Origin of the sequence: Sphingomonas prati, from assembly GCF_014643515.1 — a bacterium.
Classification (GTDB): domain Bacteria; phylum Pseudomonadota; class Alphaproteobacteria; order Sphingomonadales; family Sphingomonadaceae; genus Sphingomonas_R; species Sphingomonas_R prati.
In genome coordinates this window covers 821,168-846,005 of sequence record NZ_BMJP01000001.1, presented here as the reverse complement: position 1 = coordinate 846,005, position 24,838 = coordinate 821,168, and the positions used below count along the sequence as shown (strand labels likewise).

The following is a 24,838-nucleotide window of genomic DNA, read 5'->3' as shown; positions in this document are numbered from 1 at the left end:
TCAGGCGGCGTATTTGCTGCAGGTGCTGGCCGCTGTATCGGCGCTCAAACCGGTGCCGGACAGATCGCGCCGGTCGCGGACCAGGAAAGCAGCCGTGTAGTGAAGCTGCTTGCCCGACAGGATATTGTTCAGGAACAGCGGCTGGTAGTCGTAGGTCAGTTCAACGAACATGACCGCACTGTCTAGCGGCGCCTTGATCTTGACGCCCGTTGCGGGGCCCATGCCGTTCGTCACGACCGCGCCCTGCACGCCGTACGTGGAGTTATACCGGGCGGCACCGAGGCAGCGTTGCCAATGGATATACTGGGCCTTCGCCGAATTCTGTTCCAGCGAAGACAGGACGATCCGGCCACGAGTCGTCAGCGCGTAGGACGAGCCCTGAAGCCGTGCCGCCTGGAAGGCGTCGTTGACATCGGATTCGCGCAATTTGGTGAGCGCCAACTGACTGGCCTCGCCCGCGCGCGAGATGTTGTCCGCCAGATTGAGCGCAATCTGGCTCATCCGCATGTTGATCAGCGCGTAGTTCGCGATCTCGATGCCAAGTGTCCCGAGGGTCAGCACGATCGGCAGCGACAACGCGAATTCGAGCAAGGCCACGCCGCGATGGTCCGCAACGATCGACCGGAGCGGGCGATGACTTACTGGCATTTGACCACCGTCGGGATCACCTGATCGTCGTAGGGCTGGTTGCGGAGGACGGTCGACGCCGTCACCTGGACGTGCTGACTAAGCCCGAGCAGCCCGCTCGACGGCATCAGGCGATCATATTTCACTGTCATGGAATATAGCACGACGTCGTTGGCGCCACCCTGGCCGGTGCGCCCGAGGTCGGCGTCCCACTTCTGATTTCCGTTCACGTCTTCAAAGCATTCGCCGACATTATAGCGGCCATTGGCCGGTTTGTTATCGCTATAGCTCTCCTCCTTCTGGACGTCCTTGAAGGCGGTATAGGCCATTCGCGTGGGGACGAACGTGGCGCGGGACACTACGTTACGCACCCGGGATTCGACGAAAGCATCGATCGCAGCGCCGTTCTTGGCGTTGGTTTCCAGTGTGGAGTTCCGGCCCGCCTGTTCCATCGCACCCTCCAACTGGGCCTTGACGTAGACGTCGTAGCCAAGATCGAGCAGACCGAAGAGCAGGATGATAAGAACCGGGGCAACGATGGCGAATTCGACGATCGTCGCGCCGCGACGATCGTCGAACAGGTCCGCGATCCTACGTGGCCCCGTCACTTGCTCAACCTGAGGGCGGCAATCCGCGTGCCGATGTCGGCCAGGCGGGTCTTCAGGACCGCATCGGTGGGCGCGGAGATCGCGTGACTTGCGTCGGTTGCACAATTGCTCAGCTCGGTCGTCATCGCCTGAGCATAGGCGACCACCCATATGGTGATCTGCTTGTCCTTGATCGCGTTGCAGACATTGAGGAAACGGGCGTTGTGGCGCGTCTTCATCGCGGCATCACCGTTCCCCGACGTGCCCATGACCCGCCGGTCGAGTTTTTCCAGCCCGTAGGCGCCGTAGTATTCGTTTAAGGGTAGCATGTCGCCGTCAGTGATGAATACGATGTTACGGTTGATTTCCTGACCATTAGGGCTGGCATTGTCCGCCTTGAACAGGCCGTCCGGCGAAAGGAGGCGTCCGCCCCAGATCATGCCGACGTCGTGATAGGTGCCGCCATGCGGAACGAAGCCTTTTGCTGCGCTGGTATAGGCCGTGATGTCGGCTTTCGTCATCTCCGTAAGTTTTTGCGACGCCTTCGGACACGACGCACCATCGATGTCCGCGAAAGACTTCTGCTTGTAATCACTGCCAGAAGCCGCGTCGTTCGTAACGGACTCTCCGTTTAGGGAGTTCCTGTTGTAAATCAGTTCCGGAATGTAAGGGTGCCAGAATGTTGCGGCCTGATCAGGTACGAGATCTATGTCGAGGTCAGGATTCTTAGATCTCGAAAAGCTGCTGCTTGAGCTGGTCGCCGCCTCTTCGATACATTTGCCCCAGACAAGTTTGGGGTAATTGGGATCGGCGTTATTGACAGTCCCGGTGCCGGTCAGGTTCGAAAGGTCATAAGGCACTTGTTCGTAGCGCCAGTTGATATTGGGAGCGTCGGTCGCCCGGTTCCGGCGGAACGTGGTCGTCGTCGTGTAGCATTCCCCAATTTTGTTCGTCTCAGCAATCACGGATTGCGCCCGACCGTTGACATCAAATCCCGTACTTGGCGTTCGGGCCTGCGCCAAACCACGACAGTTGGAAGTTGTACGACGGACCGGGCTGGCAATTCCGTACCACTCGAGAATATACCGCGACTGGTAATTCCAGGTCTTTGCCATGTGAGCGGCAGGGATCAAGTCGCCAACGTTAACGGTCGTTGAATAGGGGACGAACCCGAACCGAAGACGTGTATTCTGCCCCGCAGAGCTCGCCAGTGCGTCATAGAACAGGCCGACCGCCGTACGCAGTGCAGCAATGCGAGATCCAGACTTTTCCTTTGCCAGCCAGTAGGCCCCGGACTTCTTATAGCCGACTGAACTGACGTAGCTGTTGCAAGTACTGTTACTGTCGCTTGCCGTACAGGCCATCGACCCGGTGACGTCGAGCACGAACATGACGTCGGTGTTCGCGATATCAAGACGGGATTCGCAACTTACGTCCAGGTCTATGGCCGGTTGCTTGAAAATCAGGCCCATCAACGTCATCGGGACGGTGGCAGTCGCGGTGCCGACGACGGCGCCGGCTGTTCCGTCCGTCGGAACGAATGTCCGGACGACATCCTGGAACATGTCCGAGGGGAAATTGAAATTGAAGAAATTCTCGGCCTGCTCCTTGTCCGCGCTCGACAGGACTTTTCCCGTCATGGCCCGGCGACCGGCCAGCACACCGGCATCGCAGGCCTGTTGCAGGCGCGACTGGACGAGGTAGGTGCGGGCGAGATCCATGCCCGACCCGACCACGGCGGCAAGCGGAATCATCGCAGCCGCCATGATCACCAGAGTGTTGCCACCGGCATCCCGTCGCAGTCGACGGAGAAACCCGTCCGCCGCACGGACCGTTCGCGTCTGCCGCTGCGTCCCCACTGTCGTTACCTGCTTCTCATGTCTATGCCGCGCATGGCGGCGTTCCGGTGCGACCATGGCAGCGGGAGTGTACGATCTGGCTAACCGACAGGGTTAACGATGTGTTTGCCATTGGGGATGGGAAGGGGGATGGGCGCCTTATGAACGATGCAGATCCGCCGCCGACCGATATTCCGGAGGACGCCGAACGGGCGCTTGTGCTTGCCTATCTTGCTCCGCCGGTAAGGCAGGCGGTTGACGCGTTGTGGCAACTGGATGCTCGGCTGGGAACGGTGGTCTCAACCACGAGCGAGGCGTCGATCGGGATGCTCCGGATGGCATGGTGGCGCGATGCGCTGTGCAGGCTGGACGATGCGTCGCCGCCGGCCGAACCGTTGCTGCGGCATGTCGCGGACGTCCTGCTGCCGCACGTCCGCGGTGAGCGGATCGCGGCGCTGCCCGAAGCGTGGGGCGGCGTGCTGGCCGACGAGGGGCATGACATGGCGGGGTGGCGTGGACGCGGCGCCGAACTGTTCGGACTTGTGGCGGAGGTGCTGGGTGGCGATGCGGCGCTGGCGCGGCGGATCGGGGCGAGCTGGGGCCTGGTCGATCTGGCGCGTGGAACACGGAACATGGATGTCAGGAACGTGGCGTTGGGCTTGGCACGGGCCGCATTTAAAGAGTGGGACGGGCGGGTTCCGGCGTCCCTGCGTGTGCTCGGGATGCTTGGCATGCTGGCGCGGATCGACGCCGCGGGGGACGGAGCGGAGTTTGCCCGCCGCGGGTCGCCGGCACGGATCGGCCGGATGCTGCGATACCGGTTGGTCGGACGCTAGGGCTTGGCGCTGACAACGCGTTCGGTTAGCCTTTCGTCGAAGGGGATGAACATGGGGCGGTTCCTGATGGGGGCGGCGGCGGCGATGCTGCTGATGACGGGCGTGCTGTTCTGGTGGAAGGGGGCCGGCCGGGCGGCGGATCTGGTGCCGCCGGCGCCGGTCGCGATGGCGCGTGGCATGGCGGGCGAGGATGCTCCGATCGGCGAGCCGCCGGCCGCGAGCGCCAAGACGCGTGAGGAGAAGCGCTTCGGCCGGTACGACAAGGACAAGGATGGCGGAATTGCGCGGGCCGAATATCTGGTCAGCCGGCAGAAGGCGTTCGCCAAGCTGGACGCGAACAAGGACGGGCGGCTGTCGTTCGAGGAATATTCGGTGAAGGCGCTGGCGAAGTTTGCCGGCGCGGATGCGGACCGGACTGGTGTGCTGACGCCGGTCGAGTTCGCGACGACGCGGGTGGTGCGGAAGACCGCGACGCGGGCGAAGTGTCCGCCGGTGGCCGCGCCGGTGGAGCGGGATGAGGAGAGCTAGTCTCCAAGTTCTGTTTGGTTCGGACCTGTCGAGAACGCTGTGCAGAGTTCTCGACAGGCTCGAACCAAACGGGTTGGTGAGGTTTGGGTGGGCGCCTCGGGTTTAAGCGGCGATCCAGCTTTCGAGGTCGGCGCGGGCGCGGGCGGCCATGAGGGGTTTGCGGTCGACCTTTTTGGCGACGCCTTCGAGTGGCGGGAACAGGCCGAAATTGACGTTCATCGGCTGGTAGGTGTCCGCCTTCGCCCCGCCGGTGATGTGGCCAAGCAGCGCGCCGAGTGCTGTTGTGGGAGGCGGGGGCGGTGCCTCGGTGCCCGCCAGTTCGGCCGCGGCGAAGCGTCCGGCGAGCAGGCCGACCGCCGCCGATTCGATATAGCCTTCGCAGCCGGTGATCTGGCCGGCGAAGCGGATGTTCGGCGCGTTCTTCAGCCGCAGCGTGCCGTCGAGCAGCTTGGGTGCCTGGAGGAAGGTGTTGCGGTGCAGGCCACCGAGCCGCGCAAATTCGGCGTTGGCGAGGCCCGGGATCGTGCGGAACAGCCGGACCTGTTCGGCATGCTTCAGCTTGGTCTGGAAGCCGACGATGTTCCAGAGCGTGCCGAGCGCGTTGTCCTGGCGCAGCTGGACGACGGCGTGCGGCCAGCGGCCGGTGCGCGGATCGTCGAGCCCGACCGGCTTCATCGGGCCGTAGCGCAGCGTGTCGAACCCGCGTTCGGCCATGACCTCGATCGGCATGCAGCCGTCGAAATAGGGGGTGTTCTTCTCCCACTCCTTAAACTCGCCCTTCTCGCCGGCGATCAGGCCGGCGTGGAAGGCGGCATATTCTTCGCGGTTCATGGGGCAGTTGATGTAATCCTTGCCGTCGCCCTTGTTCCAGCGCGACTGGAACCAGCAGGTGTCCATGTCGATGCTGTCGAAATGGACGATCGGCGCGATGGCGTCGAAGAAGGCGAGCGCGTCCTCGCCGGTCGCCTGGCCGATCGCGGCGGCGAGCGGTGCCGCGGTGAGCGGGCCGGTGGCGATGATGGCGGGGCCTTCCGGCAGCGTGTCGACCCGTTCGCGGACCAGATCGATCAGCGGGTGCGCGTCGATCGCGGCGGTGACGCCGGCGGCGAACGCATCGCGATCGACCGCGAGCGCCGAGCCGGCGGGGACGCGGTGGATGTCGGCCTGCGCCATGATGAGTGAGCCGAGCGTGCGCAGTTCGGCGTGGAGGACGCCGACCGCGTTGCGTTCGGGATCGTCGGAGCGGAAGCTGTTCGAGCAGACAAGTTCGGCGAGATCGTCGGTGTGGTGCGCGGGCGTGCCTTCGACGCCGCGCATTTCGGACACGCGGACGCGGATGCCGGCCTGGGCCAGTTGCCAGGCGGCTTCGGAGCCGGCGAGGCCGCCGCCGATGATGTGGATCTGATGGGACATGAACTGGCTCTAGGCGTTGCGGCGCGGTTGGTGAAGTCCCCGGTTTCCTTGGGGCCGCCGCGGCGGTATCCGGGCGGCATGACAATCTACAAGATCATGACGGCGGATACCGCCGATGCGTTTCGACGGGCCGGCAGTTTTGCGGGGGCGGAGATCGACCTGGCGGACGGCTACATCCATTTTTCGACCGCGACGCAGGCGGCCGACACGCTGGCGCGGCATTTCGCGGGGCGGGATGGGCTGGTGCTGGTGTCGGTGGACGAGGATGCTCTGCCGCAGCCGCTCAAGTGGGAGCCAGCGCGGGGTGGGCAGTTGTTTCCGCATCTCTATGCGGCGTTGCCGTGGTCTGCGGTCGTTGGGGTCGATCCGCTGCCGGTGGGCGCGGACGGGGTGCATCAGTTGCCGGGGGTTGTTTCCGGGGCGGTGTCGGGGACGGTCGTGTAGCAACGGTTGTCAATGCGGAGCTTTTCGAGGTCGCAGACGCGGGTGTCTGGGAAGGTGCAGACCTTCCACGGGGTGCCGTCCTTGGCCTTGCGCGTTGCGGGGGTGCCGCCGAGGTTCTGGCACTGACCGACTGGGGTGACGATGACCGATTTGGGGTCGTCGGGTTTGAAGGGGTCGCAGGCGGCCAGGAGCATGAGGGCTGCGACTGGGGCGGCGTAGCGGATGCTGCGGCGGTTGCTCCCCGGCGTAGGCCGGGGCCTTGGCGCGGCCGTTTCACCTAGGCCCCGGCCTTCGCCGGGGAACAGTGGGGGTTGCGTATCCCCGTGGGGGCGGGGATCCAGATCGGGGCTTGGAACTGGATCCCCGCCCTCGCGAGGATACGCTGAGTGCGTCATGCGTCTTCGCCGTCCGGGGTTTCGGGGGGCGCTTCGTCGTGTGCCGGTGCTGCGGGTGTTGCAGTACCCGTCGTCAGGTCCGCTTCCACGCCGGGTGTAACTTCCGCGTCGCCTTCGCTTTCCTCGATGCGGGCGGCGGCGACCACGTGTTCGCCGGTGGAAACGTCGAACAGCTTTACGCCGGCTGAGTTGCGGCCGATGACGCGGGTGTCGCCGACGGTCATGCGGATAAGCTTCGCCTGGTCGGTCACCAGCATCAGCTGTTCGCCGGAATGGGCGGGGAAGCTGGCGACGACCGGGCCGTTGCGGGTCAGGTTGTCGATGTTGGTGATGCCCTGCCCACCGCGGTTGGTGCGGCGATATTCATAGGCGGAACTGCGCTTGCCGTAGCCGTTGGCGCAGACGGTGAGGATGAACTCCTCCGCTTCGGTGAACTCGGTCATGCGCGCGGCGTCGAGCGTCGGTCCGCTGCCGTTTTCCTTCCACGGCGCGGCGCGGAGATAGGCGTCGCGTTCCTCGGTGTCCGCCACGAAGCCGCGCAGGATCGACAGCGAGATGACCTCGTCGCCCGGCTTCAGCGCGATGCCGCGGACGCCGGTGGAGGTGCGGCTCTGGAATTCGCGGACGTCCGTGCCGGCGAAGCGGATCGCGCGGCCGGCGCGGGTGGCGAGCAGGACGTCGTCATCGGCCGACAGCAGGGCGACGCCGATCAGGTGATCGGTGGCGTCCTCGTCGAACCGCATTGCGAACTTGCCGTTGGTCGGCACGTTGGCGAACGCGTCCATCGCGTTGCGCCGCACGCCGCCATGTGCCGTTGCGAACACGACGTGGAGCTTCGCCCACTCCGCCTCGTCCTCAGGCAGCGGCAGGACGGTGGTGATCGTCTCACCCGTCGCGAGCGGCAGGAGGTTGATCATCGGGCGGCCGCGGGCCTGCGGTGCGCCCTCCGGCAGGCGCCAGACCTTCTTGCGGTACACTTTGCCGTGGCTGGAGAAGAACAGCACCGGCGTGTGGGTGGAGGTGACGAACAGCCGGGTGACGGCGTCCTCGTCCTTCGTCGCCATGCCGGAGCGGCCCTTGCCGCCGCGCGCCTGGGTGCGGAACGCGTCGAGTGGGGTGCGCTTGATGTAGCCGCCGAGTGTGACGGTGACGACCATGTCCTCGCGCTCGATCAGGTCCTCGTCGTCGATGTCGTCGCCGGCCGGCGCGATCAGCGTCTTGCGCGGCGTGGCGAAGGCGGTGCTGATCTGGTCGAGCTCGGTTTCGAGCACCTCGTACAGCTTGGCACGGTCGCCCAGGATGGCAAGCAGTTCGCCGATCGAGTCCGCGAGCTTCTGAAGCTCGTCGCCGATCTCGTCGCGGCCGAGCGCGGTGAGGCGGTGGAGGCGCAGGTCGAGGATCGCGCGAACCTGAATGTCGGACAGCTGGTAGCTGTCGCCCTCGATTTCCGCTTCGACCGCCTCGACCAGCCGGATATAGCTAGCGATTTCGGCGATCGGCCATTCGCGCTGGCTGAGCTTGACGCGTGCCTCGGCCGGGCTGGACGACCCGCGGATGATGCGGACGACCTCGTCCAGGTTGGTTACCGCGACGACGAGGCCGAGCAAGATGTGCGCGCGTTCGCGGGCCTTCAGCAACTCGTACTTCGAGCGGCGGGTGATGACCTCCTCGCGGAACTTCACGAACGCTTCGATGATGTCGCGCAGGTTGAGCAGTTCGGGCCGACCGCCGCGGATCGCGAGCATGTTGGCCGGGAAGGACGATTGCGCTGGGGTGTGGCGCCAGAGCTGGTTGAGGACGACGTCGGGCGTCGCGTCGCGCTTCAGCTCGATGACGATCCGGACGCCTTCGCGGTTCGATTCGTCGCGAATGTCGCTGACGCCTTCGATCCGCTTTTCCTTGGCGGCGTCGGCGATCGCTTCGACCAGGCGGTTCTTGCCGACCTGGTAGGGGATGGCGGTGAGGATGATCGCACGCTTTTCGCCGCGCCCTTCCTCGACGGCCCAGGCCGACCGCATGATGATCGACCCGCGACCGGTGGTGTAGGCGTTGCGCGCGCCGCCGGTGCCGAGGATCGTGGCGCCGGTCGGGAAATCCGGGCCGGGGACGATTTCGTGCAGCTGTTCGGACGTGATGCTGCCATCGGCGATATACGCTTTGCAGGCGGCGATGACCTCGCCCAGGTTATGCGGCGGGATGTTGGTCGCCATGCCGACCGCGATGCCGCCCGCGCCGTTGACGAGCAGGTTCGGGAAGCGTGCCGGCAACACCGTCGGCTCGTCGCGCGAACCGTCGTAATTGGGCTGAAAGTCGACCGTGTCCTTCTCGATATCCTCGAGCAGGGTCATCGCGACCTTGGCCAGCCGCGCCTCCGTGTAGCGCATCGAGGCGGGCGGATCGGGATCCATCGAGCCGAAATTGCCCTGACCGTCGATCAGCGGCACGCGCATCGACCAGTCCTGCGCCAGGCGGGCCAGCGCATCGTAGATCGAACTGTCGCCGTGCGGATGGTAGTTGCCCATCACGTCGCCGACGATCTTGGCGGATTTGCGGTAGGGCTTGCCGGGGACGAAGCCGCCTTCCTGGCAGGCGTAGAGGACGCGGCGGTGGACGGGCTTCAGTCCGTCGCGGACATCGGGCAAGGCGCGGCTGACGATCACCGACATCGCGTAGTCGAGATAGCTCGACTTCATTTCATCGACGATGGAGACCGGGGAAATGTCGCTGTTCTGCGTGATCGGCGGCGTGCTGGCCAAGTGTGTTTCCGTGGGTTGTTATCAGGGAGATCGGGTGTGTCCCGACGATCCTAAAGCCTAGACGAAACGCATCCGTAACGCCACCCCGCAAGGGGGCGCGAACGAGGGAAAAGCTGGCCTTAAGCCGGTATCAGGGGGCGATCGTCTGGCCGTCCCAGGCGAGCATGTTGCCGCTGTCCGCCGGGGTCAGTCCGGCGATCACGCGGAGCAGGTTTGCGGCGGCGGTTTCGGGTGTGGTCAGCTGTCCCTCGGCCAGGTTGCGGCGGAACGGCAAGCTGAGTTCGGTGGCGACGGTGCCGGGGTGGAGGCCGACGCAGATCGCCTCCGGCGCGCGGCGGGTGGTTTCGATCGCGATGTTGCGGACGAGCATGGCGAGCGCGGCCTTGGCCATGCGGTAGCCGGTCCAGCCGCCGAGCCGGTTGTCGCCGATGCTGCCGACACGTGCGCCGAGCACCGCGAACACCGAGCGGCCGTCGCGGGGGAGGAGGGGCAAGAAATGCTTGGCGACGAGCGCGGGGCCGACCGCGTTGAGCGCATAGCTGCGCAGCAGGCGGTCTCCGTCGAGATCGCGGATCGAGCGTTCGGGCATGAGGCCGGGTTCGTGGAGCATGCCGGTGGCGACGATCACGAGGCGCGGGGCGGGACCCTCCGCGACACGCGCGGCGGCGGCGGCGATGAGGGCTTCGTCGAGGATGTCGATGCGGTGTTCGCCCTTGCGCGACAGGGCCTCGACGGTCGCGCCCTGCTCGGTCAGAGCGGCAGCGAGGGCGGCGCCGATCCCGCCGGTTGCCCCGATGACGATCGCGCGCTGGGTCATGGCCGGACGGTCAGCGGGCGCGGACGAAGCGGAGCGTCGCGTCGTCGGAGCCATCCTGAGTGAATTCGTAGCCGTCGCTGTCGAACGACTTCAGCCCGTCGATATCGGCGATGCGATGTTCGCACATGTAGCGCGCCATCATGCCGCGGGCGCGCTTGGCGGCGAAGCTGTTGAAGCGGAGGCCCTTGGGGCCGTCGTCGCGGAAATCGATCGCGACGATGCGCGCGCCGGCCGGCGGGGTGGGGGCGACCGCGCCCCAATATTCCTGGCTGGCGAGGTTCACGATGATGCCGGACCCATCCGAATGCAGGTCCTTGGCGAGCAGGTCCGCGATCCGCGCACCCCAATGGCCGTAGATCGTCTTGCCGCGGCCGGGTGCCCATTTCACGCCCATCTCCAGCCGGTAGGGGCGGATTTTGTCCAGCGGGCGGAGCAGGCCGTAGAGGCCGGACAGGATGCGGAGATGATCCTGCGCATAGTCGATCGCCTCGGGTTCGAGCGACCGTGCTTCGAACCCGGTATAGACGTCGCCGTCGAACGCGTAGATCGCGGGGCGTTCGGGCTGATCCATGAACCCGCGGAAGCGGGTGACGTTGAGCGCGGCCAGCGTGTCGGAGATGTGCATCAGCTTCGACAGCTTGGGCTTGGTCAGCCGGGCGGCGGCGGCGGCGAGCGTCTCGGCCTCGTCCGCGAACCGTGGTTCGGTCGGTTTGACGTCTGGAAACGGCGACTCGTAGTCGAGCGATTTGGCGGGCGAGATAACGGCGATCATGCGACGCGGCGTAGCGCATGTGCGGCGCCCGTCCAAGCCGGGCGGAACCGGCCTGCGTAAGGCCTCGGTTCAGCGTAGCGTAACGACGGCAGGCGGAGACGGCTTGTGCCCACGCGGGGGCGGCATTAGCTAATGCCGGGATCAAGACGGCGCCGCGGGCACCGTCAGAAGGAGGCCGTACGGCGATGAAGCATTTTTCCACGACCGCGTTGGGTGTCGCGCTGGCGTTCGGCGGAGCGGCCATCATGGTCCAGCCCGCGATCGCCGCGAAGAAGGAAGCCGCACCTGCCGGCCCGAAGCTCAGCAAGGAGGTTCGCGAACCGCTGGCCGCTGCGCAGACTGCGATCAAGGCGGGTGATGCCGCCACCGGTGCCGCCAAGCTGACCGAGGCCAAGGCCGCGGCGAAGACCGACGAAGAGAATTACTATGTCGCCGCGGTGACGCTCGACCTGTCGAAGCTCGACAATAATCCGGCCACGCAGCAGGCCGCGATCGACGGGCTGATCGCCAGCAACCGTGCGCCGGCCGACCAGCTGCCGACGCTGTACCTCGCCAGCGGGCAGGCGGCGTACAAGGCCGCCAACTATGCCAAGGCCGAGCAGATGTTGACCAAGGCAATCGAGCTGAAGACGACCGAGCCCAACGCTTACGCGCTGCTCGTCGAGGCGCAGGCTAAGCAGAACAAGACCCCGCAGGCGTTGCAGACGTTGCAGACCGCGATCGATTCGTCGCGTGCGGCGGGCACGAAGGTTCCGGCCGACTGGTACGGCCGTGGGATCAGCATGGCCTACACCGCCAAGATGCCGCAGCAGACCGCGGCCCTGACGCGTGCCTGGGTCAAGGACTATCCGACGCCGAGCAACTGGCGTGATGCGCTCGTCACCTACCGCGAACTGAACCCGATGGATGCCGACGGTCAGCTCGACCTGATGCGGTTCCAGCGCGCGGCCGGGGCCATGAAGGGCCAGGGCGATTACATGGAATATGTGCTGGCGACCTATCTGCGGTACCCGGGCGAGGCGAAGGCCGTGCTTGACGAGGGCACGCGCGCCGGCGTCATCAATCTGAGCAAGGGCGGCAGCGCGGCCGAGATCAACGGCATCATTTCGCCGAAGGTCGCCGCGGACAAGGCGTCGCTCGGTGCGGCGGCCACGACGGCACGCGGACCGAAGGGCACCGGCAAGACCGCACTGTCGCTGGGCGATGCATATCTCGGTTATGGTGATTTCACCAATGCAGCCGAGATGTACAAGCTCGCGGCGACCAAGGGCGGTGTCGATCCGGCGCTCCTGAACACACGCCTCGGCATGGCTTTAGCCAAGGCCGGTCAGAAGGATGCGGCAAAGCAGGCGTTCGCCGCGGTCACGACGGGTCCGCGCGCGGGTCTGGCGCAGTACTGGACGATCTGGCTCGACCAGCAGGCCTGATCCGGTACGGGACAGATGATGGGGCGGCGGGGCGATGGCTTCGCCGCCCTTTTGCTTTTGGGCCGGTTGATGGCCCCGAATGGAGACGCATGATGGCCGACGACCGGGACCCTGCCGCGATACCCGAGGCGCCCGCGAAAGCCGAGGTGCCCGAGACGGTGCAGGAGGCCATCCGCACGCTGATCCATTGGGCCGGCGACGATCCGACGCGCGAAGGGCTGGTCGATACGCCCGCCCGCGTGGCGCGCGCGTGGAAGGAATACTGTCAGGGTTATGGCGAGGATCCGCGGATCCACCTGTCGCGCATATTCGAGGAAGTCGGCGGTTACGACGAGATAGTGCTTCTGAAGGACATTCCGTTCCAATCGCATTGCGAACATCATATGGCGCCGATCATCGGCAAGGCGCACATCGCCTATCTGCCGCGCGACCATGTCGTCGGAATTTCGAAGCTGGCACGCGTGCTGCACGGTTTCGCGCGGCGATTGCAGATCCAGGAACGGCTGACCGCAGAGGTGGCGGACTGCATCTGGGACGCGCTGAAACCGCACGGCGTCGCGGTGGTGATTGAGGCGAGCCATGCCTGCATGACGGCGCGCGGGGTGCGGACGCCGGGCGTGACGATGGTGACGAGCCGGATGATGGGCGTGTTCCGCGACGACGAACGCAGCCGTCGCGAGGTGCTGGCGCTGATCGGCTGTTAGCTCTTTACCCTCATCTTGCACGTTCGAGCGTCGAGGCCGCTTGCTGCCGCACAAAGGGGTCGACGCAACGGGGTCAGGCGCCAGTGCCGGGTTCGGTCCTTGCTTTCTCCATCAGTGCACCCACGGCGGCATCACTGATGCGTCGGGCCGTTTCCAGCGCTGCCGCGGGCGTGAGGACGAGATCTACGTCCGCCGGGCCGTGGATGCGGACGGCGAAGCCTTCGGATATCGCGTCGCTCGGCTCGTCGTAAACCGTCGCCGGCGATTGCGCCTCGTAGACCTTGCCGGTCACCCAGTCCAGAGCGAGTTCCAGGGTCGGGAAAATACGGGCGTTCAGATCCCCCACGCGACGCGCGCCGTTCTTCTCGATCGACCCGGCGAACACGACGGCGGTCCGATCGGGGTGGAGCTGGCCCAGTCGCGCGACCGCCAGACGTAGGGCTTCCCCGACGTCGTCGTTCTGAACGACCGTCCGGCAATCGACGATGAACAGGCGCGGCCGGCCGGATGCCCGGAGCAGGGCCAGCTGCTGTCGAAGGTGAGGCTCGTACGCCATGACGGTTTCGAAGGACCATTCGCCCGTTAAAGTCGCGGTCAACAGAACCCGATCGGGTTCTAGGGTGAAGGCAAACATGTCACGCTCCCAGTCGCGGGACTGCATCGAAGTCCCCCGCCAACACATCGCCATCAGACTGCGTGTCGATCATCAGAGCTAGTCCTTTAGCATTAACGGCGCGTAAAATTCGGGTGCCGTCGGGAGTACGGGGGGCGGTTCGAGGCGCCGCGGACGGTCAGCATCGGCGCACCGCGAGGGCGTAGACGAACACGAAAAGGCCGCCCGGATCGCTCCGGACGGCCTTTTCTGTAGCCACTGATCGAAAGCCTCAGCCTTCGTTCGGGGTCTCGCCTTCCGGCGCGTCTTCCACAGCGATCTCGCCGGGTTCCGCGTTCGGGTCGTAGTCCTCGGTGAAGCCGGCTTCGTCACGCTCGAACATCGACGACATGACGTCGACGCCCTGCGCCTGGAGTTCGGCTTCTTCCGGCGAACGGGCGACGTTGACCTTGATCGTGATCGACACTTCCGGATGGAGCGCGATGCGGACCGTGGACAGGCCGATCGTCTTGATCGGCTTGTTCAGGACGATCTGGTTCTTCGTCACCTTGTCGCCGTCGGTTTCCAACGCTTCGACCAGATCGCGGGTCGAAACCGAACCATAAAGCTGACCGGTGTTGGACGCCTGACGGATCAGCGTGATGGTCTTGCCGTCGATGCCCTTGGCATCTTCGGTGGCGACGTCACGACGCTTGGCGTTTTCGGCTTCGATGTTGGCGCGGTTGGCCTCGAAGACCTTCTTGTTCGCCGAGTTGGCGCGGAGCGCCTTCTTGCGGGGCAGGAGGAAGTTACGCGCGAAACCGTTCTTCACGGTGACGACGTCACCGATCTGGCCCAGCTTTTCAACACGTTCGAGCAGGATCACATCCATGTCGGCAGCTCCTTACTTAACGATGTACGGAAGCAGCCCGATGTGACGGGCACGCTTGATCGCCTGGGCGAGTTCGCGCTGCTTCTTTGCGGAAACCGCGGTGATGCGGCTGGGAACGATCTTGCCGCGTTCGGACACGAAGCCCTGCAGCAACCGGACGTCTTTATAGTCGATCCGGGGCGCGTCCTTCGCGGAGAAGGGGCAGCTCTTGCGACGACGGAAAAATGGGCGTGCCATCTGTTTCTAGCTCCTTCAGGCCGCGTCGCGGTCGTCGCGGGGACGATCTTCGCGCGGGCCACGGTCCGGACGGTCGCCGCGGTCCTGGCGGGGACCACGATCGCCGCGATCACCACGGTCGCCGCCACGGCCACCACGGTCGCGCTCGCTGCGCTCGTTGCGACGCATCATCGCGGACGGGCCGGCTTCATGCGCGTCGACACGGACGGTCATGTAGCGGACGATGTCCTCGTTGATCCCGGTCTGACGCTCCAGCTCGGCGATCACGCCGGTCGGCGCGTCGATTTCGAGCATGACGTAATGCGCCTTGCGGTTCTTCTGGATGCGATAGGCGAGGCCGCGGAGGCCCCAGCTCTCGGTCTTGACGACCCGGCCCTTGCCCTCTTCGACGATTTTGGTAGCGGTTTCCGCAAGCGCATCGACCTGGGCTTGAGCCAGATCCTGACGCGCGAGGAACACGTGCTCATACAGAGCCATGCTTCACGTCCTTACATTTGGCCGATCGCTGACGCCGCCCCATGCGAACGCCCCTCCGGCTTTCTTCAAATATCGATGGGGCGGCGGGACGGGCCCGTCGCCTGACGAAGCGGCGGCAATGGCGGAAAGGGCGGCGGAAAGCAAGCGGCTTGCGCGGATCGCCCCGCGGCCATAACGCGCAGCCCAAACGGATTTGGTGGAGAGAGCCCGTGCGTGCATTCCTATTTCCCGGACAGGGCAGCCAGGCGGTCGGCATGGGCGTGGCGCTTGCCGCGGCCAGCACGGCAGCGCGCGAGACGTTGCAAGAGGTGGACGACGCGCTGGAACAGCGTTTGTCCAAATTGATGGCCGAGGGGCCGGAGCGCGACCTGACGCTGACCGAGAATGCGCAACCGGCGATCATGGCGAACGCGATCGCGACGCTGCGCGTGCTGGAGCGCGAGGGCGGCGTACGGCTGGCGGACAAGGCGGACTATGTCGCCGGGCATTCGCTGGGCGAGTATAGCGCGTTGTGTGCCGCGGAAGGCTTAGACCTGGCGACGACGGCGCGGCTGCTGAAGCAGCGTGGGCAGGCGATGCAGGCGGCGGTGCCGGTCGGGGTCGGCGCGATGGCCGCGTTGCTGGGCATCGATTTCGAGACGGCGCAGGCGATCGTGAAGGAAGTCGCCGAGGACGAGGTGTGCGAGGCGGCGAACGACAATGGCGGGGGCCAGGTGGTCGTGTCCGGCCATGTCGCCGCGGTGGAGCGTGCGATGGAGATCGCCAGGGCGCGCGGAGCCAAGCGGGCGCTGTTGCTGCCGGTGTCGGCGCCGTTCCACTGTGCGCTGATGGCGCCGGCCGCGGACGCGATGGAGGCGGCGCTGGCGACCGCGCCGCTGCGCGCGCCGCTGGTGCCGGTCTATGCCAATGTCACCGCGGCGCCGGTGGCGGATGCCGATACGATCCGGCGGCTGCTGGTGGAGCAGGTGACCGGCACGGTGCGGTGGAGGGAAAGCGTCGCGGCGATGTTTGCGGCGGGGGTGACCGAGTTCGTCGAGTTCGGCGGCAAGGTGCTGACCCCGATGGTGAAGCGGATCGCCCCCGAAGCCAAGGCGACGAGCATCGTGACGATGGCGGACGTCGAGGCGTTGGCGGCGACGCTTTAAGCCCGACGGGCTGGTTTCGAGCGATTCGAGAAGGAAGAGATCATGTTCGATTTGACCGGAATGACCGCATTGGTGACCGGCGCGTCCGGCGGGATCGGGTCGGCGATCGCGACGGCGCTGGCGGGGCAGGGCGCGCGGCTGGCGGTGTCGGGGTCCAATGTGGCCAAGCTGGATGCGTTCCTGGCCGGATTGCCGGGCGAGGGGCATGTCGCGGTGGCGTGCGACCTGTCCGATGCGGCCGCGGTCGACGCACTGGTGCCGCGTGCGGTGGAGGCGCTGGGCGGGCGGCTCGACATCCTCGTCAACAATGCCGGGGTGACGCGCGACAATCTGGCGATGCGGATGAAGGACGAGGAGTGGAGCACCGTCCTGTCGGTCAATCTGGAGGCCGCGTTCCGGCTGATCCGTGCGGCGGCCAAGCAGATGATGAAGCAGCGGTTCGGCCGCGTCGTGTCGATCACGTCGATCGTCGGCACGACCGGCAACCCGGGGCAGGCGAATTATGCCGCGTCGAAAGCCGGGCTGGTCGGTATGTCCAAGGCGCTGGCGCAGGAACTGGCGAGCCGCAACATCACCGTGAACTGCGTCGCGCCGGGGTTCATTTCCAGCGCGATGACCGACGCGTTGCCGGAGGCGCAGAAGGCGGCGCTGACCGGCCGGATTCCGGCGGGCAAGCTGGGCGCGGGGGACGACATTGCCGCCGCCGTCGTCTACCTGGCCAGCCGCGAAGCCGCCTATGTCACGGGGCAGACGTTGCACGTGAATGGCGGCATGGCGATGATCTGACCCCACCGGACGCTTGCAAGCGTATCACGGCGCGGTTAGGGCGAGTGCAAATCACAAGGTTCGTAAGGAAGGTATAAGATCATGAGCGACACCGCCGAACGCGTGAAGAAGATCGTTGTCGAGCATCTCGGCGTGGAAGCCGAAAAGGTGACCGAGGATGCCAGCTTCATCGACGATCTGGGTGCCGACAGTCTCGACATCGTCGAGCTGGTAATGGCGTTCGAAGAGGAATTCGGCGTCGAGATCCCCGACGACGCGGCTGAGAAGATCGGCACCGTCAAGGATGCGATCACCTACATCGACAGCAACAAGGCCTGATCCTGCGCGGGCTTCACGGCCCCGGATGATGACGCCGAACGGCCTCCCGCCCCGGGTGACTTTGGGCCGGGGGGCCGTTTTGCGTTTGGCAAAAAGATAATGGGTTTGGAGAACAAGGCATGCGTCGCGTCGTCGTAACCGGATTGGGCCTCGTGACGCCGCTGGGTGCCGAGGTCGAACTCGTCTGGGCCAATATACTGGCCGGCAAGTCCGGCGCGACGCGGATCACGCGGTTCGACGCGTCCGACCAGAAGTGCCAGATCGCGTGCGAGGTGAAGCCCGCGGATCACCCTTATGGCTTCGATCCCGACAAGCGGGTCGACCACAAGGTCCAGCGTCAGGTCGATCCGTTCATCATCTACGGTATCGATGCCGCCGGACAGGCGCTCGAGGATGCCGGCCTGACCGAGATGACCGAGCAGGAGCGTTTCCGCGCCGGCTGTTCGATCGGGTCGGGCATCGGTGGCCTGCCGGGCATCGAGAGCGAATCGCTCGTACTCGCGGAGAAGGGTCCGAAGCGCGTTTCGCCGCATTTCGTCCATGGCCGCCTGATCAACCTGATCTCGGGTCAGGTTTCGATCAAATATGGGCTGATGGGGCCGAACCATGCGGTGGTCACCGCCTGCTCGACCGGTGCGCATTCGATCGGCGATGCCGCGCGGATGATCGCGCTCGACGATGCGGACGTGATGCTGGCGGGCGGCTCGGAGAGCACGGTCTGCCCGATCGGCATCGCCGGGTTCGCCGCGGCGCGCGCGTTGAACAGCAGCTTCAACGACCGGCCCGAACAGGCCAGCCGCCCCTATGACCGCGATCGCGACGGTTTCGTGATGGGCGAGGGCGCGGGCGTCGTGGTGCTTGAGGAATATGAGCGCGCCAAGGCACGCGGGGCCAAGATCTACTGCGAAGTGGTCGGGTACGGGCTGTCCGGCGACGCCTATCACGTCACGGCGCCGGAGCCCGAGGGGTCGGGCGCGTATCGTTCGATGGAGATGGCGATCAAGAAGTCGGGTCTGGCGCTGTCCGACATCGACTACATCAACGCGCACGGCACATCGACGATGGCGGACATGATCGAGCTGAGCGCGGTCAAGCGGCTGTTCGGTGATGCGGTCGGTGGGCTTTCTATGAGTTCGACGAAGTCGGCGATCGGCCATCTGCTCGGCGGCGCAGGCGCGGTGGAGAGCATCTTCTGCATCCTGGCGATGCGCGACCAGATCGTTCCGCCGACGCTGAACCTCGACAATCCGTCCGAGGGCGCGGAGGGCGTCGACCTCGTGCCGCATGTCGCGAAGAAGCGTGAAGTGCGGGCGGTGTTGAACAATTCGTTCGGTTTCGGCGGGACGAACGCGTCGCTGGTGATGGTACCAGTCCGCGATTGACGGACGGACGGGGGGCGACGGCATGGCACGGAAACGCAAGACCCCCGTCGGCAGGTGGCTGCTCGCGCTGATCGTCGTCGCGGCACTGGTGATCGGTGGCGGCTGGCTGTGGACGACGCGGGAGTGGCGCGCGGCGGGGCCGCTGACCGCCGCGACCGACGTGACGATCCCGGAGGGTGCGACGCTGGCGGCCGCGGCGCGCATCCTGGAAAAGGCGGGCGCGATCGATTCGACGACCGGGTTCCTGCGCAAGGTGCGGTTGTTCGGCGACGATACGCCGATTCAGGCGGGCGAATATGCGGTCGAGGCGGGAGCGAGTCCGGCCGACATCCTGGCGATGCTGCAGTCGGGCAAGACGTTGCAGCGGCTGGTGACGATCCCGGAGGGGATGCCGTCGGTGCTGGTACGTGACCGGTTGATGGCGAAGGATCTGCTGACCGGCGATATTCCGGTGCCGGCGGAAGGGTCGGTGCTGCCCGACAGTTATAGTTTCGAGCGGGGCGAGACGCGGGCGGCGGTGCTGAAGCGGATGCAGGACGCGATGACGCGCACGGTCGATACACTGTGGCGGACGCGGAAACCCGGCACCGTGGTGAAGACGAAGCAGGATACGGTGACGCTGGCGTCGATCGTCGAGAAGGAGACCGCGCTGGCGTCGGAACGGCGGACAGTGGCGGCAGTCTATTCCAACCGGTTGCGGACGGGCATGAAGTTGCAGGCCGATCCGACCGTCATCTATCCGATCACGCGTGGCCGTCCGCTGGGGCGGCGGATCCGGCGTTCCGAACTGAATGCGGTGAACGGGTACAACACCTATGCAATGGCTGGGCTGCCGGCGGGGCCGATCGCCAATCCGGGGAAGGGCTCGATCGCCGCGGTGCTCGATCCGGCGAAGTCCGACGCGCTGTATTTCGTGGCGACCGGCAAGGGCGGGCATGTGTTCGCCAGGACGCTGGCCGAGCATAACGCCAACGTGCAGCGTTATTATGCGCTGCGGCGCGCGAAGGGTGAGATGTAGGTTTCGCGCTTCGAACGGGTTTGGCGGTAGGCGACCGGGCTACGACGTTATAGGCGCAGTCCTTCGGTCTCGGGAAGACCGCAGGCGAGGTTGAGGTTCTGGACCGCGGCACCGGCGGCGCCCTTGCCGAGATTGTCGAGCGCGGCGATCAGGCGGATCTGGCCGGCGGCGGGGTCGTCGTAGGCGAACAGTTCCAGCCGGTCGGTGCGGGCGGTGCGTTCGATGTCGAGAACGGCGGGGAGCTCGGTCGCGAGCGAGACCAGGCGGCTGCCATCGTAGGCCTCGGCGAGGGCGTCGCGGACGTGGGCCGCGGTGGTGCCGGGGGCCAGGTCGTCGAGTGCGAGCGGGACTTCGACGAGCATGCCGCGGTAGCTGCGCGCGACGGCAGGCAGGAAGATCGGGGCGCGGGCAAGGCCACCATGCTGCTGCATTTCGCGGACATGCTTGTGGCCGAGGCCGAGCGCGTAGAGCCGGTAGCCGGTGTTGGTCGCGCCCTTGGCGGCGGGGTCCTCGAACGCGGCGATCATGTCCTTGCCGCCGCCGGAATAGCCCGACGTCGCCGCCACCGCGACGGTGCGGTCGGCAGGGAGGAGCCCGGCGCGGACCAATGGGCGGACGAGCGCCAGGAAGCCGGTCGGATAGCAGCCGGGGTTGCTGATCCGCTTCGCGCTCGCAAGCTCCGTGGTGCGGCCGGGTTCGAGTTCGGCGAACCCGTAGGTCCAGCGGTCGGCCGTGCGGTGTGCGGTGGAGGCGTCGACGATCCGGACCGTCGGGTTCTGCACCATCGCGACGGCATCGCGCGCTGCGTCGTCGGGCAAGCAGAGGACAACGGCGTCGGCGGCGTTGAGCGCGTCGGCGCGGGCGGCGGCATCCTTGCGGAGCGCATCGGGGAGCGTCACCAGCGTGATGTCGGACCGGTCGATCAGCCGGTCGCGGATTTCCAGGCCGGTCGTGCCGACGGCACCGTCGATGAAGACACGGATGGTCATGGCAGTCTCCGCCGTGAGAGGATCGGGTCCGCGCCGTCGACGGACAGCCGCGCGACGACGGCGGCCAGCGGCTCGATCGTGACGGCCATCCAGTGCGCGTTGGCATGGACCATGCGGGTGTCGTCGACCATCATGCCGACATGGCCACGGAAGAAGAAGAGGTCGCCGCGGTCCGGTGCGAGCCCCGCGGGGATGGGCTCGCCCAGGGCCACCTGTTGCTGGTCGCTGTCGCGCGGGGCGGGGATGCCGCATTGCGCGAGCGCCAGCTGGACGAGGCCGGAGCAATCGATCCCGCCGCCGCCGCGTCCGCCCCAGAGATAGGGCATGCCGACGAGCGTGCAGGCGATCGCGACGGGGTCGGTTGCATGCGCGGGCGCGGGCGAGACATGCGCGGCGGGGATGAAGCCGCCGTCCGCCAGCGCGAGAAACTGATCGTCGATAACGCCGGCGACTTGGCTCCCGATCGGCAGGACGGTCGGCGACGGCGTCTTGATGTCGGGATGCGCGAAGACGAGCGTCGCGGGGGCCGTCACGATGTGGGTCGTCGCGGGGCCGACCGGTACGAGCATGGCGGTCGGAACATAGCCGACATAGTCGTCGGCGACGCAGTAGCCCCAGCACCAGTCGTCCGCCATGTCGACCACTGCGAACGGTTCGCCGGGCAGCAACTGCGAGACTGCGGGCGCGCCGATGTCGGGCGCCTTGTGCAGCATCGTCGCCGCTCCGCCGCAGATGCGGGGGAGCGGGAGGACATAGTGCGGCGCGAACAACCGGTCGGCGAGCGCGATGTCGGCAATGTCGCGGCGGGCGGCGGTGATGCGCGGGTCGAAAACCCGCGAAGGTCCGGTCAGCCGGAAGCGATCAGCAGAGCGCCGCAGCGGGCTGTCGGCGATCGGATCGGTCCTGATCGTGGATAAGACTGTCAAACCCTTCAAGAAAATCATTCCCCACAGCGGTGCGTGCGACGAACACGTTGCGCCGGTCGGCCTCGTCCCGCTCGCGTCGCAGATAGCCGAGCGTGCCCAGCGTGTTCAAGGCCCGCGTCACGACCGGTTTCGAGACGCCCAGAGTGTGGGCCAGACCACGCACGGTATGCGGGCCTGGGGTGAGGTAGACCGCCAGCAGCAGGGCCATCTGACGGTTGGTCAGGTCAGGTTTGCCGGATCGGACGTAGCCGACCAGCGTATTCATCCAGGTACCTAGCGACGTAATCGGCACTTCTCCGCACCTTTGTCCATGGGGCACGACGGCCGGGTCCCATCAAAACACACAGGTGGACGGATCGTTTCACGTCGGATCGGACTGCGTTCCCGTCATGTTCGTTTTCGGGGCGCCGAAGCGATTGAAAAGATAGCGCCATGCAGCGCGCAAACCCAGCGCCTCGCCGCCTTTCGGACGACCGGGGCGGGCGGTGGGACGCCATGCGAAAGTGTCGAAATGCGCCCAGGGAATATCGGCGGAGACGAAGCGTTGCAGGAACAGAGCGGCGGTGACTGCACCGGCGAGACCGCCTTCGCCGGCATTGTTGATGTCGGCGATGCCGGACTTCAGCATGTCGTTGTAGGGGGCCCAGAGCGGCATGCGCCAGACCGGGTCCGCCGTCGCGGTGCCGGCGGCGATCAGCGCGTCGGCCAGCGCGTCGTTGTTGGCGAACAGCGCGGGCAGGTCCGGCCCCAGCGCGACGCGGGCGGCACCGGTCAGCGTGGCGAAGTCGAGGATGAGTTCGGGCGTGTCTTCCCCCGCACGGGTCAGTGCGTCGCCGAGCACCAGCCGACCCTCCGCGTCGGTGTTGCCGATCTCGACGCTCAATCCCTTGCGGCTGGCGAGTACGTCGCCGGGGCGGAAGGCGTCGCCGGCGATGGCGTTTTCGACCGCAGGGATCAGCAAATGGAGCCGGACGGGGAGCTGCGCCTCCATCACCAGCATGGCAAGCGCGAGCGCGTGGGCCGCGCCGCCCATGTCCTTTTTCATCATCAGCATGCCGGAGGTTGGCTTGATGTTCAGCCCGCCGCTGTCGAACACGACGCCCTTGCCGACGATCGCGATGCGCGGGTGGGTGGGGTCGCCCCAGAGCAGTTCGATCATGCGCGGCGCGCGGGCCGGGACCGCGGCGCGGCCGACCGCGGCGACCATCGGGAAGCCGCGGGCGAGGTCGTCGCCCTGCGTCACGGTGAGCGATGCCTGGAAGCGGGCGGCGACGCGTTCGACCTGCGCGGCGAGGTCGGCGGGGCCCATGTCGGACGCGGGGGTATCGACGAGGTCGCGGACGAGCGCGGTCGCCGCGGCCAGCGAGACCATCGCGTCGATCTCCGCCGGGCGGCGGGTGAGCAGGATGCGTTGCGGGATGGGATCACCGGTCGAGCGGTAGCGATCGAAGCGGTGGTGGGCGAGGAGCCAGCCGAGCGTCGCGGCGGCGGGGACGTCGTCGTGGAAACGGTAGTGGCCGGCGGGGAGTGCCGCGGCCAGCGCGGCGAGTTGCCACGGATCATCGCTGCCGTCGCTGCCCGCCACGACGGACCATTCGTCGGGCTTGTGGCCGGGCAGGATGACGACCGAGCCCGGTTTGCCGGTGAACTGCGCGGTCGTGACGGCGACGCGGGTCCGTTCCGGCTGGGTGGCGACCCAGTCGTCGAGCTGGGCGGGCTGGATCAGCTGGATACCGTGGGCCGGCTGTCCGCGGTCGGGGAGGAGGAGCGATGCGAAGTCTGTCATACCGAAAGCATAGGCATCCCGATTCGGGAAAACCATGGCGGCGACGGTCAATTCGGCGGCGGGGAGGGGGTGCCGGTCCGTGTGAAGTCGTCGAGCATAAGGCGTTTCGTGACATTACGGGTGGATAGCGGCCTTCCGGACCGGCTTTCGGACCGGACAAAAGGTCCTACCGACACGGCATTCCGTTGCCCACGTTCCGGGCGTATGCCCACGGCACGGATGGCGAACGGCTGTTATTGGCAGGTGTTCACACACGGTCTGTCGCTCGCGAACACCTCCGCGTCGCTTGCATGGCGCGGCTGTTGCGTTAAAGGACCCGGCATCAACAGGAAGGCGGACTATGGCGCGCAATCCGGGGCGGCCCCTCTCCCCCCATCTTACCATCTGGAAGTGGGGCCCGCATATGCTGGTCTCGATCCTGCATCGTGCCACCGGCGTCGCGCTCGCGACGGGCGGGGCGATGCTGTTCACCTGGTGGCTGTCCGCCATCGCGTCGGGGCCGGATGCCTATGCGAGCTTCTCGCGCTACGTGATCGACGCCGAGGGCTCGGGTGGCCTTGCCATGTTCACGACGCTGCTGGCGAAGGTCGCGGCGGTCGGTCTGACCTGGGCGTTCTTCCAGCATATGGCGACGGGTATCCGTCACCTCGTGCTCGATCTGGGCGCGGGTTACGAGCTGAAGACCAACCGGACATTCGCGCGGCTGACGATGGTCGCATCGACGCTGCTTACCCTGATCCTCTGGATCTGGGCCTGGAGGAACTAATGGGGACCGGAACCAATATCGGCCGCGTCCGCGGGCTCGGATCGGCGCACCACGGTGCGATGCACTGGTGGCGGCAGCGGCTGACCGCGGGCGGCAACATCGTGACGATGGTGTGGTTCGTCGTGTCGCTGTTCCGGCTGCCGTCGCTTGACCATGCATCGGTCGTGACGTGGCTGCAGTCGCCGTTCAACGCGGTGATGATGTTGCTGCTCGTCGGATCGGTCTTCTATCATTTTCGTCTCGGATTGCAGACGGTGATCGAAGATTATCAGCATGAGGGCTCGCGCTTCGTCGCGATCGTCCTACTTAACTTCTATACGATCGCACTTGCGGCGATCGCTGTCTTCTCGATCCTCAAGATCGCTTTCGGAGCCGCCTGA

General features: G+C 66.2%; 28 protein-coding genes. 12 read left to right on the top strand and 16 right to left on the bottom strand.

Going from position 1 to position 24,838, the window contains the following annotated elements:
* Genes IEX50_RS03820 through IEX50_RS17370 form a run of 3 tightly spaced genes read right to left on the bottom strand, consistent with a single transcriptional unit; the run spans nucleotide 1 to nucleotide 3,130 of the window.
* A complete protein-coding gene (locus tag IEX50_RS03820) occupies nucleotides 1–597 on the bottom strand; it encodes a hypothetical protein (RefSeq protein ID WP_229673630.1) in 597 nt (198 codons plus the stop codon).
* 41 nt (nucleotides 598–638) lie between these two features.
* Nucleotides 639–1,235 carry a TadE/TadG family type IV pilus assembly protein gene (locus IEX50_RS03815; protein ID WP_229673628.1) on the bottom strand — a complete coding sequence of 199 codons (597 nt, stop codon included), beginning with the start codon at nucleotides 1,233–1,235 and terminating at the stop codon, nucleotides 639–641.
* Nucleotides 1,232–3,130, bottom strand: a complete 1,899-nt coding sequence (locus IEX50_RS17370; RefSeq protein WP_260160840.1) for a TadE/TadG family type IV pilus assembly protein — start codon at nucleotides 3,128–3,130, stop codon at nucleotides 1,232–1,234. Before IEX50_RS17370 ends, IEX50_RS03815 begins: the two co-directional genes overlap by 4 nt.
* An 83-nt stretch (nucleotides 3,131–3,213) precedes the next feature.
* Between IEX50_RS17370 and IEX50_RS03810 the strand changes: the two genes are divergently transcribed.
* Both IEX50_RS03810 and IEX50_RS03805 read left to right on the top strand, forming a co-directional pair.
* Nucleotides 3,214–3,888, top strand: a complete 675-nt coding sequence (locus IEX50_RS03810; RefSeq protein ID WP_157175581.1) for a squalene/phytoene synthase family protein — start codon at nucleotides 3,214–3,216, stop codon at nucleotides 3,886–3,888.
* Between the two features lie 51 nt (nucleotides 3,889–3,939).
* Nucleotides 3,940–4,416, top strand: a complete 477-nt coding sequence (locus IEX50_RS03805) for an EF-hand domain-containing protein (RefSeq protein WP_157175582.1) — start codon at nucleotides 3,940–3,942, stop codon at nucleotides 4,414–4,416.
* Nucleotides 4,417–4,518: 102 nt separating this feature from the next.
* On the opposite strand, the gene trmFO is transcribed toward IEX50_RS03805, so the two are convergent.
* The gene (gene trmFO / locus IEX50_RS03800; RefSeq protein WP_157175583.1) at nucleotides 4,519–5,829 is read right to left on the bottom strand and encodes a methylenetetrahydrofolate--tRNA-(uracil(54)-C(5))-methyltransferase (FADH(2)-oxidizing) TrmFO; all 1,311 of its coding nucleotides are present in this window, start codon (nucleotides 5,827–5,829) and stop codon (nucleotides 4,519–4,521) included.
* A 78-nt stretch (nucleotides 5,830–5,907) separates the two neighbouring features.
* Here trmFO and IEX50_RS03795 point away from each other — a divergent pair, with 78 nt between their 5' ends.
* Entirely contained in the window at nucleotides 5,908–6,273 is a 366-nt protein-coding gene (locus tag IEX50_RS03795) for a DUF952 domain-containing protein (protein WP_157175584.1), read from the top strand.
* Here the strand turns inward: IEX50_RS03795 and IEX50_RS03790 are convergent.
* From IEX50_RS03790 to yaaA, 4 genes are all read right to left on the bottom strand, one after another.
* Nucleotides 6,225–6,467 (bottom strand): DUF333 domain-containing protein, encoded by a 243-nt coding sequence (locus tag IEX50_RS03790; RefSeq protein WP_188699414.1) that lies wholly within the window; start codon nucleotides 6,465–6,467, stop codon nucleotides 6,225–6,227. The genes IEX50_RS03795 and IEX50_RS03790 overlap by 49 nt on opposite strands.
* Nucleotides 6,468–6,664: 197 nt before the next feature.
* Complete coding sequence (gene gyrA / locus IEX50_RS03785) at nucleotides 6,665–9,424, bottom strand: DNA gyrase subunit A (RefSeq protein ID WP_157175585.1); 2,760 nt, start codon at nucleotides 9,422–9,424, stop codon at nucleotides 6,665–6,667.
* A 130-nt stretch (nucleotides 9,425–9,554) separates the two neighbouring features.
* Nucleotides 9,555–10,241, bottom strand: coding sequence for an SDR family oxidoreductase (locus IEX50_RS03780; protein WP_157175586.1), 687 nt, complete (start codon nucleotides 10,239–10,241; stop codon nucleotides 9,555–9,557).
* Nucleotides 10,242–10,251: 10 nt separating this feature from the next.
* Nucleotides 10,252–11,013 (bottom strand): peroxide stress protein YaaA, encoded by a 762-nt coding sequence (yaaA, locus tag IEX50_RS03775; protein ID WP_157175587.1) that lies wholly within the window; start codon nucleotides 11,011–11,013, stop codon nucleotides 10,252–10,254.
* Nucleotides 11,014–11,198: 185 nt separating this feature from the next.
* Here yaaA and IEX50_RS03770 point away from each other — a divergent pair, with 185 nt between their 5' ends.
* Both IEX50_RS03770 and folE read left to right on the top strand, forming a co-directional pair.
* Nucleotides 11,199–12,440, top strand: coding sequence for a tetratricopeptide repeat protein (locus IEX50_RS03770; RefSeq protein WP_157175588.1), 1,242 nt, complete (start codon nucleotides 11,199–11,201; stop codon nucleotides 12,438–12,440).
* 92 nt (nucleotides 12,441–12,532) lie between these two features.
* Complete coding sequence (folE, locus tag IEX50_RS03765; protein WP_157175589.1) at nucleotides 12,533–13,144, top strand: GTP cyclohydrolase I FolE; 612 nt, start codon at nucleotides 12,533–12,535, stop codon at nucleotides 13,142–13,144.
* Nucleotides 13,145–13,217: 73 nt separating this feature from the next.
* Here the strand turns inward: folE and IEX50_RS03760 are convergent, their stop codons facing one another.
* The 4 genes from IEX50_RS03760 to rpsF form a co-directional block, all read right to left on the bottom strand.
* Nucleotides 13,218–13,778: a hypothetical protein gene (locus IEX50_RS03760; RefSeq protein ID WP_157175590.1), complete on the bottom strand. Its 561-nt coding sequence runs from the start codon at nucleotides 13,776–13,778 to the stop codon at nucleotides 13,218–13,220.
* A 250-nt stretch (nucleotides 13,779–14,028) separates the two neighbouring features.
* The gene (rplI, locus tag IEX50_RS03755) at nucleotides 14,029–14,628 is read right to left on the bottom strand and encodes a 50S ribosomal protein L9 (protein ID WP_157175591.1); all 600 of its coding nucleotides are present in this window, start codon (nucleotides 14,626–14,628) and stop codon (nucleotides 14,029–14,031) included.
* Between the two features lie 12 nt (nucleotides 14,629–14,640).
* Complete coding sequence (gene rpsR, locus IEX50_RS03750; RefSeq protein WP_025292255.1) at nucleotides 14,641–14,865, bottom strand: 30S ribosomal protein S18; 225 nt, start codon at nucleotides 14,863–14,865, stop codon at nucleotides 14,641–14,643.
* A gap of 15 nt (nucleotides 14,866–14,880) precedes the next feature.
* Complete coding sequence (gene rpsF, locus IEX50_RS03745; RefSeq protein ID WP_157175592.1) at nucleotides 14,881–15,342, bottom strand: 30S ribosomal protein S6; 462 nt, start codon at nucleotides 15,340–15,342, stop codon at nucleotides 14,881–14,883.
* Between the two features lie 209 nt (nucleotides 15,343–15,551).
* Here rpsF and fabD point away from each other — a divergent pair, with 209 nt between their 5' ends.
* The 5 genes from fabD to mltG all read left to right on the top strand — a co-directional run bounded on the left by fabD (nucleotide 15,552) and on the right by mltG (nucleotide 19,991).
* Nucleotides 15,552–16,487, top strand: coding sequence for an ACP S-malonyltransferase (fabD, locus tag IEX50_RS03740; RefSeq protein ID WP_157175593.1), 936 nt, complete (start codon nucleotides 15,552–15,554; stop codon nucleotides 16,485–16,487).
* A 42-nt stretch (nucleotides 16,488–16,529) separates the two neighbouring features.
* Nucleotides 16,530–17,273, top strand: a complete 744-nt coding sequence (gene fabG, locus IEX50_RS03735) for a 3-oxoacyl-[acyl-carrier-protein] reductase (RefSeq protein WP_157175594.1) — start codon at nucleotides 16,530–16,532, stop codon at nucleotides 17,271–17,273.
* An 81-nt stretch (nucleotides 17,274–17,354) separates the two neighbouring features.
* Nucleotides 17,355–17,591 carry an acyl carrier protein gene (locus tag IEX50_RS03730; protein ID WP_157175595.1) on the top strand — a complete coding sequence of 79 codons (237 nt, stop codon included), beginning with the start codon at nucleotides 17,355–17,357 and terminating at the stop codon, nucleotides 17,589–17,591.
* A gap of 119 nt (nucleotides 17,592–17,710) precedes the next feature.
* Nucleotides 17,711–18,973, top strand: a complete 1,263-nt coding sequence (gene fabF, locus IEX50_RS03725) for a beta-ketoacyl-ACP synthase II (RefSeq protein ID WP_157175596.1) — start codon at nucleotides 17,711–17,713, stop codon at nucleotides 18,971–18,973.
* A 22-nt stretch (nucleotides 18,974–18,995) separates the two neighbouring features.
* Nucleotides 18,996–19,991 (top strand): endolytic transglycosylase MltG, encoded by a 996-nt coding sequence (gene mltG / locus IEX50_RS03720; RefSeq protein WP_157175597.1) that lies wholly within the window; start codon nucleotides 18,996–18,998, stop codon nucleotides 19,989–19,991.
* A 47-nt stretch (nucleotides 19,992–20,038) separates the two neighbouring features.
* On the opposite strand, the gene argC is transcribed toward mltG, so the two are convergent.
* From argC to IEX50_RS03700, 4 genes are all read right to left on the bottom strand, one after another.
* Nucleotides 20,039–20,980, bottom strand: coding sequence for an N-acetyl-gamma-glutamyl-phosphate reductase (gene argC / locus IEX50_RS03715; protein WP_157175598.1), 942 nt, complete (start codon nucleotides 20,978–20,980; stop codon nucleotides 20,039–20,041).
* Nucleotides 20,977–21,906 (bottom strand): C40 family peptidase, encoded by a 930-nt coding sequence (locus tag IEX50_RS03710; RefSeq protein WP_229673624.1) that lies wholly within the window; start codon nucleotides 21,904–21,906, stop codon nucleotides 20,977–20,979. Before IEX50_RS03710 ends, argC begins: the two co-directional genes overlap by 4 nt.
* Nucleotides 21,842–22,171 carry a MarR family transcriptional regulator gene (locus IEX50_RS03705; RefSeq protein ID WP_157175600.1) on the bottom strand — a complete coding sequence of 110 codons (330 nt, stop codon included), beginning with the start codon at nucleotides 22,169–22,171 and terminating at the stop codon, nucleotides 21,842–21,844. Before IEX50_RS03705 ends, IEX50_RS03710 begins: the two co-directional genes overlap by 65 nt.
* Before the next feature lie 96 nt (nucleotides 22,172–22,267).
* Nucleotides 22,268–23,692 (bottom strand): leucyl aminopeptidase family protein, encoded by a 1,425-nt coding sequence (locus IEX50_RS03700; RefSeq protein ID WP_157175601.1) that lies wholly within the window; start codon nucleotides 23,690–23,692, stop codon nucleotides 22,268–22,270.
* A gap of 340 nt (nucleotides 23,693–24,032) precedes the next feature.
* On the opposite strand from IEX50_RS03700, the gene sdhC reads away from it, so the two are divergent.
* Together sdhC and sdhD are read left to right on the top strand one after the other, a co-directional pair.
* The gene (gene sdhC / locus IEX50_RS03695) at nucleotides 24,033–24,458 is read left to right on the top strand and encodes a succinate dehydrogenase, cytochrome b556 subunit (protein WP_157175602.1); all 426 of its coding nucleotides are present in this window, start codon (nucleotides 24,033–24,035) and stop codon (nucleotides 24,456–24,458) included.
* Nucleotides 24,458–24,838: a succinate dehydrogenase, hydrophobic membrane anchor protein gene (gene sdhD / locus IEX50_RS03690; RefSeq protein ID WP_157175603.1), complete on the top strand. Its 381-nt coding sequence runs from the start codon at nucleotides 24,458–24,460 to the stop codon at nucleotides 24,836–24,838. The genes sdhC and sdhD overlap by 1 nt, the downstream gene beginning before the upstream one ends.

Excerpts from the sequence above, each read along its gene's own strand:
- sdhC (WP_157175602.1), top strand. The coding sequence starts at position 24,033 with ATGGCGCGCAATCCGGGGCGGCCCCTCTCCCCCCATCTTACCATCTGG.
- yaaA (WP_157175587.1), bottom strand. The coding sequence starts at position 11,013 with ATGATCGCCGTTATCTCGCCCGCCAAATCGCTCGACTACGAGTCGCCG.
- fabG (WP_157175594.1), top strand. The coding sequence starts at position 16,530 with ATGTTCGATTTGACCGGAATGACCGCATTGGTGACCGGCGCGTCCGGC.
- mltG (WP_157175597.1), top strand. The coding sequence starts at position 18,996 with ATGGCACGGAAACGCAAGACCCCCGTCGGCAGGTGGCTGCTCGCGCTG.
- fabF (WP_157175596.1), top strand. The coding sequence starts at position 17,711 with ATGCGTCGCGTCGTCGTAACCGGATTGGGCCTCGTGACGCCGCTGGGT.
- IEX50_RS03780 (WP_157175586.1), bottom strand. The coding sequence starts at position 10,241 with ATGACCCAGCGCGCGATCGTCATCGGGGCAACCGGCGGGATCGGCGCC.
- IEX50_RS03700 (WP_157175601.1), bottom strand. The coding sequence starts at position 23,692 with ATGACAGACTTCGCATCGCTCCTCCTCCCCGACCGCGGACAGCCGGCC.
- sdhD (WP_157175603.1), top strand. The coding sequence starts at position 24,458 with ATGGGGACCGGAACCAATATCGGCCGCGTCCGCGGGCTCGGATCGGCG.
- IEX50_RS03760 (WP_157175590.1), bottom strand. The coding sequence starts at position 13,778 with ATGTTTGCCTTCACCCTAGAACCCGATCGGGTTCTGTTGACCGCGACT.
- IEX50_RS03770 (WP_157175588.1), top strand. The coding sequence starts at position 11,199 with ATGAAGCATTTTTCCACGACCGCGTTGGGTGTCGCGCTGGCGTTCGGC.
- IEX50_RS03805 (WP_157175582.1), top strand. The coding sequence starts at position 3,940 with ATGGGGCGGTTCCTGATGGGGGCGGCGGCGGCGATGCTGCTGATGACG.
- rplI (WP_157175591.1), bottom strand. The coding sequence starts at position 14,628 with ATGGATGTGATCCTGCTCGAACGTGTTGAAAAGCTGGGCCAGATCGGT.
- trmFO (WP_157175583.1), bottom strand. The coding sequence starts at position 5,829 with ATGTCCCATCAGATCCACATCATCGGCGGCGGCCTCGCCGGCTCCGAA.
- IEX50_RS03790 (WP_188699414.1), bottom strand. The coding sequence starts at position 6,467 with ATGCTCCTGGCCGCCTGCGACCCCTTCAAACCCGACGACCCCAAATCG.
- IEX50_RS03795 (WP_157175584.1), top strand. The coding sequence starts at position 5,908 with ATGACAATCTACAAGATCATGACGGCGGATACCGCCGATGCGTTTCGA.
- rpsF (WP_157175592.1), bottom strand. The coding sequence starts at position 15,342 with ATGGCTCTGTATGAGCACGTGTTCCTCGCGCGTCAGGATCTGGCTCAA.
- IEX50_RS03705 (WP_157175600.1), bottom strand. The coding sequence starts at position 22,171 with ATGAATACGCTGGTCGGCTACGTCCGATCCGGCAAACCTGACCTGACC.
- folE (WP_157175589.1), top strand. The coding sequence starts at position 12,533 with ATGGCCGACGACCGGGACCCTGCCGCGATACCCGAGGCGCCCGCGAAA.
- IEX50_RS03810 (WP_157175581.1), top strand. The coding sequence starts at position 3,214 with ATGAACGATGCAGATCCGCCGCCGACCGATATTCCGGAGGACGCCGAA.
- IEX50_RS03730 (WP_157175595.1), top strand. The coding sequence starts at position 17,355 with ATGAGCGACACCGCCGAACGCGTGAAGAAGATCGTTGTCGAGCATCTC.
- argC (WP_157175598.1), bottom strand. The coding sequence starts at position 20,980 with ATGACCATCCGTGTCTTCATCGACGGTGCCGTCGGCACGACCGGCCTG.
- IEX50_RS17370 (WP_260160840.1), bottom strand. The coding sequence starts at position 3,130 with ATGGTCGCACCGGAACGCCGCCATGCGCGGCATAGACATGAGAAGCAG.
- rpsR (WP_025292255.1), bottom strand. The coding sequence starts at position 14,865 with ATGGCACGCCCATTTTTCCGTCGTCGCAAGAGCTGCCCCTTCTCCGCG.